The 6,000-nt window shown below is 39.5% G+C and carries 4 protein-coding genes; 1 reads left to right on the top strand and 3 read right to left on the bottom strand.

What is annotated here, in order from left to right; translation table 11 throughout:
* Positions 1–122 precede the first annotated feature (122 nt).
* The 3 genes from NU08_RS21880 to NU08_RS21890 are packed head-to-tail and all read right to left on the bottom strand — an operon-like array spanning position 123 to position 3,616.
* Complete coding sequence (locus tag NU08_RS21880; RefSeq protein WP_129749155.1) at positions 123–1,949, bottom strand: hypothetical protein; 1,827 nt, start codon at positions 1,947–1,949, stop codon at positions 123–125.
* Positions 1,950–1,979: 30 nt separating this feature from the next.
* Positions 1,980–2,591 (bottom strand): porin family protein, encoded by a 612-nt coding sequence (locus tag NU08_RS21885; RefSeq protein WP_008469326.1) that lies wholly within the window; start codon positions 2,589–2,591, stop codon positions 1,980–1,982.
* 26 nt (positions 2,592–2,617) lie between these two features.
* Entirely contained in the window at positions 2,618–3,616 is a 999-nt protein-coding gene (locus NU08_RS21890; RefSeq protein WP_129749157.1) for a hypothetical protein, read from the bottom strand.
* A gap of 770 nt (positions 3,617–4,386) precedes the next feature.
* On the opposite strand from NU08_RS21890, the gene NU08_RS21895 reads away from it, so the two are divergent.
* Positions 4,387–5,715, top strand: coding sequence for a serine hydrolase domain-containing protein (locus NU08_RS21895; RefSeq protein ID WP_129749158.1), 1,329 nt, complete (start codon positions 4,387–4,389; stop codon positions 5,713–5,715).
* Positions 5,716–6,000: the final 285 nt, after the last annotated feature.

Consider the following 6,000-nt stretch of genomic DNA (forward strand, 5'->3'; position numbering starts at 1 on the left):
TAAAAAAATGCTCTGCAGGGGAGCAGGGAGCAATCTATGTTTAATCATTCAGTAAATTGGCGGACTGATTTTAAAATTGCTTAAAGTCTGATATTGGCTCCGGCAGTTGCGGCAGAACCAAATTAATCATTCCAGAAATTACCTTTCTTTTCGTTTTCCCTTCTCTCTGCAGACTGTTTTGATATGGCAGATGCGTTTTGCTGCTGGCTGTTTGCTGCTGCATTTTTTTTTGCTGTCTGCTGGAAGCTGAATCGGTTTACCTGAAGACTGCTTTTGGAAGCCAGATTGCTAAAAGCGTCCAGCATTTTTTGCGCATCTTCGGCATTCAGATAATACCCTGAAATGTAAACTTTTCCAGTGCCAAATTTCTTCAGACTGGAGGCAACAGCAGGTTTATAGGGAAAACTGCCGTCATCTAATTTTTCTATAGGAATGACCCCGCTCAGAGCAATTGTCGCATTTTCCTGAGCCAGCAAAAAATCTTTGTCTGCTAGGTAGGCAAAGATGTACACCTGGTGCTGTTTTAAATGGTGGGATTCAAGGGGGAGTTTTCCATCTGGAAATAACTCAAACAATTTTGTGCGCATTCCCAATACTGCCGCTTTCCTTCTGCTTTCAATTGCGGCCAGTTGGGCTTCTCTTTCGGCTCTTAGCCTTTCCTTATTTTCGCGTTCTTCTTTCTCGGCCTTTATCTGGCTGAAAAGCCCTCCTATAGCTTTCATGCTGCTATTAATAGCATCATCGTACTGGGTTCCTGTTCCAGAGGAAGCATCAATATAACTGGAAACAGATGCTGCTTTTGAAGCAGCGTAATTATTTGATTCCTCCTCTATAATCTGCATCTGGCGGCTGTATTCTGCATTAAGCTCCTCTACTGAATTAAAAAATTTATCGGAAAGCCCGGCTTCCTGCATCGCCTGAGAAGAAGCAGATGCCGCATTTGCATGGGTAAAGGACTGTGATAGGCTGCCTGCTTTTTGAACAAGATCCGTCTCAATGCGTTTGGCTTGTTCTTGTTTTCTTTTAATTTCGGCCATCTGTGCAGCTGCTATTTCAGCATTACTCTGCCTAGGTGCCTGATTTTGGCCTCTTGGCTGTTTTATCACAGGCTGCTGTATGCCAAGAGTGGCTGGTTGTGCAGTGCGATCGGAATTATCGAGAGGCTTTTCAGGTGTTTTTGCACTTTCATTTTTTTGTTTTTCCTTAAAGGCATTTTCTATTTTGGCCAGCTGCGTTTTAGGATAATTTTCGGAAGGTAATATCGTAAGCGCTTTTTGATACAGCATGCGGGCTTCTTCAAGTTTTTTTCTGCTGTATGCGTTATCAGCATTTTCAATAATGTTCTTATAATCCGCTTTGTTCTGTTTTAATTTTTCGAGATTACTGATCCTGCCTTCAAGTCCGCTGGAATTGGTCCAGTTAAGATCCTGCAGGTAGGAGCCAGCCCACATTAGATCAAGATGATCCATATTGGTGTCTTTTGTTATTTCGGCTGCATGATGTACGCTGCCCGTCGCCGAATTTACCAAGACAAAGCTGTTGGATCCGCCAGCATTAGGCTGCGCCGCCAATACTTGTATCTGCATCTTGACAGAGGTGATCTGCAGCTGTTCAAATCCGGAAGTTCCAAGGCCGTCTATGACGTTCATTTCGTTGGCCAGATATGCTTTTCCATTATATTTGTAAGCGGGAATGCCAATCCCTAAAAAGTTCATTTTGCTAAAAGAAATATACAGATTGGCGTAATGCTTGGCGCCAATCGTTTCCCTTTCAAAGTAAAAACTGCCGCCGATACCTACCTGCATAGGACCACGCTGCATTTCAGCAGGAAGCTTTAATGTCCAAAGAAAGTTTTTTACAGATGATTTTTCATTTTGTGCGGCCCCGTTCAAAACGAAGAATAAAAGGAAAAAGGATACTGTGCAGATTTTTAACGGCAGTTTTTTCATGCTCTAGCAAATAATTTAGGATAGTTTATTTTAGATTCTTTTTTTGAAAATAATATAACCTATGGAAATGCCAATATTGCTGTTTTTGATGTGGCTGCCGCTGTCAGAAGAAGGGTAATTCAAAATATTGGCAAGACCCTGCGAGTATATGCCACGCAGTGTAAGGCCATTGCTAAATACGTATCCTGCGCCGAGATTAATGCCGTAGTCGCTTCTTTTGTAAGAGTAATCCCCATCATCGATTTTCAATTCACCTTCTTTTGTTTCTGCTGAAACCAGATATCCGTAATATCCTCCCGCAGAAAAAAAGAAACTGCTTTCAATAGGTTTAAGCCTGTAAACAAAATCTACCGGCGCTGTAATATACCCTAGCGTGATAGTAGTATTATTAGGAACCCCTTCCAGTTTGGATCCAGCATTTCCATAGAAGATTCCAGGATTGATCGAAAAACGGGCATCTTCAAATGGAATCCAGTAGACAAAACCCAGTTTTCCCGAAAGGGTAGATTTATGCGAGTCAATTTTCTCACCTGCGGATTTTTCGCTGAATTTGGCAATTCCGATTCCTCCAACAGCTTCAAGCTGTGAGAATGCAGAGGTTACAGTAGTAAGCATTACTGCTAAAAGTAGTTTTCTGATCATAATTATAATTGGTTTTAATTTACTTGTTATTGTTTTATTATCCTTACCGTAAGAGAGCATTTCCACCTTTTGGCATTTTTTTCATCGACATAATTATCGCTGAATAGAATCACAGACTTGCCCTCGTGTGACCATTTCCAGCTGTCTTGATGAGCTGCAAATTCTATGGCGTCGGTCTGGTCTCCGCCCGACTCAAATTCATTTTTATAGTCTTGCACGTATTTTGTGATTTCAGCTGCAGCCTGCTCATGGGTAAGGCTTCCGCTGCCTTTGCTGTTATAATAAAAAAGATTTTTCTGCAACCCTACAACCCGTTGGTCTTTTACTATTAATGCATGAATGTCTGTGCCATATAAAGGTGCTCCCGTCGAAGCATTGTAAGGAAGCAAAAAACTATTTTTATTTTCGAAGTTGATATTCTTTGAATGGCATATGTAAATTATATCGGCTTGCGCATCTGAAGAACCCCAATTTGTTTTGGTCAATTTATAATTTTTAGGCATAAAGTTCGGATACTGCTGTTCAAACTCTTCTAATGGCAATCCCAGAGCCAGCCCTTCTACAGCGAATTTTTCAAAAGCGGCTTTCCCCTTTACGGACTTTATTTGCTGCTGCTGCTTTTGAATCTTAAGTTTTTCCAGCTCGGCCGTCAGCTGCACCTGTTTTTCTTTGAGCATTACTTTATTTCGGGCAGTGATAGTCTTTTTGTCCTTTGAGAAGTCACTGATGCCTGGAGCATTTTCAAATTTACTGATCAGATCCAAAATATACTTGACTCTATCCAGATTATTATAGCCCTTATCCAGCTCTATGGTTATCTGCAAGTAGAGAAGTTTCGGTTTACGGCCTATAATTTTTTCAGCCTGCTCTAAATAAAGCAGGGCTTTATCGTATTCGGTGCTGCTGTAAGCTTCCTCTGCCAGCTGGTATCGTGCTATGGCTTCTAATTCCTTTTCGGACTGGCCTATCGAATTTTGGGAGGATAATAACAAAACAGTAAAGAGAATGATATTCCAAACTTTCATAAAGATATAGTCTAAGCGTTTTTTTTATAAACAGTGCTCAAGCAATCTGCCCAGCTTTTGAAAATGTCGCAGCAGACATGCCGCCGTACGAAATAATATTGCTACGGGCCATTCTGGCAGGCTGAAAATTAACTGTTTATGGCGTTTCTTTTATTGGAGCGCGGTGCGAATCTAAAAAAAAAGTGTTAAAAAAACCAAAAAATATTTCTGCTGTTTTCAATGTTTTTTAAGACTTTATCGTGAAAAAATAATCGCAGGCGCTGTATTATAAGGCCTTTGAACCTTTGAGCAGAAAATTTGTAAAAAACAGTTCGCAACAAAATGCTATAGGAAAAGCGATACAAAGCCGATAGCAGTCCGCAACGTTTTGCAGCTATGAGAAATTTTCAAGCGTTGAAAATTAAAGTATGAAACATTTATAATTCTGCACTTTTGCAAACTTAAAAAGGACTGATTAAATAAGGCAGAACTTAATTTTTCATTTCAGGCCAATCATACCTGCGAATAATAAGAATCCAAGTTTAGATTTTCATTTCCAGCTTAAATGTACTCGAACCTAAATTGAAATGTGCTACTTTTATGGTGGTTTTGCTTATTTAATATTATTAAATTCCATGACAAATATCAATAAAATTCTCCTGAGCTTTTGTGCGTAAAAAGTATCAAATCCGATTTAATGTGAAAAGAAGCAGCAGCATAGCCAAACATTCATTCTGTAAATGCAGCAGTTTAATTTTGCATTACATTTTTTTAATTAAAATAGTTTAGATATGAAATTTCAAAAATTCAGCTGTGTACTTTTTCTAGGCCTGTTTGTGGGAATGATTTGTTGCCAGGCTCAAAATAAAGCATTTGAAATAGACGCTCTAATGCTTGCATTAAAGAAGGCGAAGAAATTCAACGGAAGCATACTTGTAGCCCAGAAAGGGAATTTGCTTCTCCACAAAGGTTATGGAAACAGGAATTTTAGGGACGGCTTGGAGTGCGACAGCAGCAGCATTTATCAGATTGCTTCAGTAACCAAGCCTTTTACTGCTTTGCTTGCTTTAAAATTGGCGGAGCAAAAAAAATTAAGCCTAGAGGATAAAATTGAAAAATATTACGACGACTTTCCAAAAGCTTCCACTGTCACTATCAGCCACCTTTTAAACCATACCTCAGGCATATCGGATCACCAGCCTGACAGTTCGGAAGCTAGATATGATTCGGAAGAGAAAACATTTATTGAGCTTCTCAAAAAGAGGCCTTTTGACTTTGATCCGGGAACTTCATGGAAGTACAGTAATTCAGGTTATATACTTCTCGGATATATAATTGAAAAGGTTTCAGGGTTAACCTATTACGATGCTATAATCCAGTATGTTTTTAAGCCATTGAAAATGAATCAGAGCGGTTTCGATTTTACTGCTCTTAAAGATAAGAGAAAAGCTGTGGGCTACTGGACATTTCCAGATCATAAAACTGACGAGCCTGCAAAATTAATCCATTATAGTGCTCCGGCCGCTGCTGGTGCTATTTACAGCACAACGGGTGATCTTTATAAATTTCATGTGGGACTGCAAAGCGAAAAATTGGTTCGGGCATCCGTTTTGGAAAATGCCTACACGCCAGTTATAGGGAATTATGGATATGGCTGGTTCGTCGATTATTTTAACGGCCGAAGGCTGGTGCATCACAGCGGTGATATATGGGGTTTTAAATCTGAATTTGCCAGAGTGCCTGAAGATGACATCTGCATCGTCATGCTGAGCAATATCGAGGATGAAGAGCTTCATGGCATTACTATTAAAATCCTAAACATTCTTTATGGCCTGCCTTACCAAATGCCTGCTGAAAACAAAGTTGCTTTAACCCAAGAGGAACTGAAGGAATATGAAGGAAAATATGAGCTTCGCCCTAACGAATTTATTGCTCTTACAGTTAAAAACGACATTCTACAGGGGAACGGACAGGTGCTTTATGCGCAAAAGAAGGATCTTTTTATGCTTGATAATGGCAGGGAACAGCGGGAACTTACGTTTGAAAGAAACAGCGCAGGAAAAATATTAGGTTTCAAATTCAGAAATGGAGAAATTGAAACATTCTGCAAAAAGAATTAGATTTTCAATCAATAGGAAGTTACAAGTGCTGTTGGATGTGCTAGAGAAAATAAGCTGTGCCCATTGGGCGCTGATTTGGACATCTGAAGATCTAGAGAAAATGACGTTTTGGTATATTTCATTGTCGAGAGAAAAATTGGAAATTTAGCTAGCAGGACAGTATGCACTCGAAGAGGTAAAATATTTACTTCTTAGCCCATACAGACCTAAAGCCAGCAAGCCTCCATTAGACTGATTTTTAATTGTAGTTAGTTAGTTAGTTAGTTAGTTAGTTAGTTAGTTAGT

The sequence above is a fragment of the Flavobacterium anhuiense genome, assembly GCF_004151235.1.
In the GTDB taxonomy this organism is placed as follows: domain Bacteria; phylum Bacteroidota; class Bacteroidia; order Flavobacteriales; family Flavobacteriaceae; genus Flavobacterium; species Flavobacterium anhuiense_A.

Coding starts and splice junctions, on each gene's coding strand:
- NU08_RS21880 (WP_129749155.1), bottom strand. CDS start 1,949: ATGAAAAAACTGCCGTTAAAAATCTGCACAGTATCCTTTTTCCTTTTA.
- NU08_RS21895 (WP_129749158.1), top strand. CDS start 4,387: ATGAAATTTCAAAAATTCAGCTGTGTACTTTTTCTAGGCCTGTTTGTG.
- NU08_RS21885 (WP_008469326.1), bottom strand. CDS start 2,591: ATGATCAGAAAACTACTTTTAGCAGTAATGCTTACTACTGTAACCTCT.
- NU08_RS21890 (WP_129749157.1), bottom strand. CDS start 3,616: ATGAAAGTTTGGAATATCATTCTCTTTACTGTTTTGTTATTATCCTCC.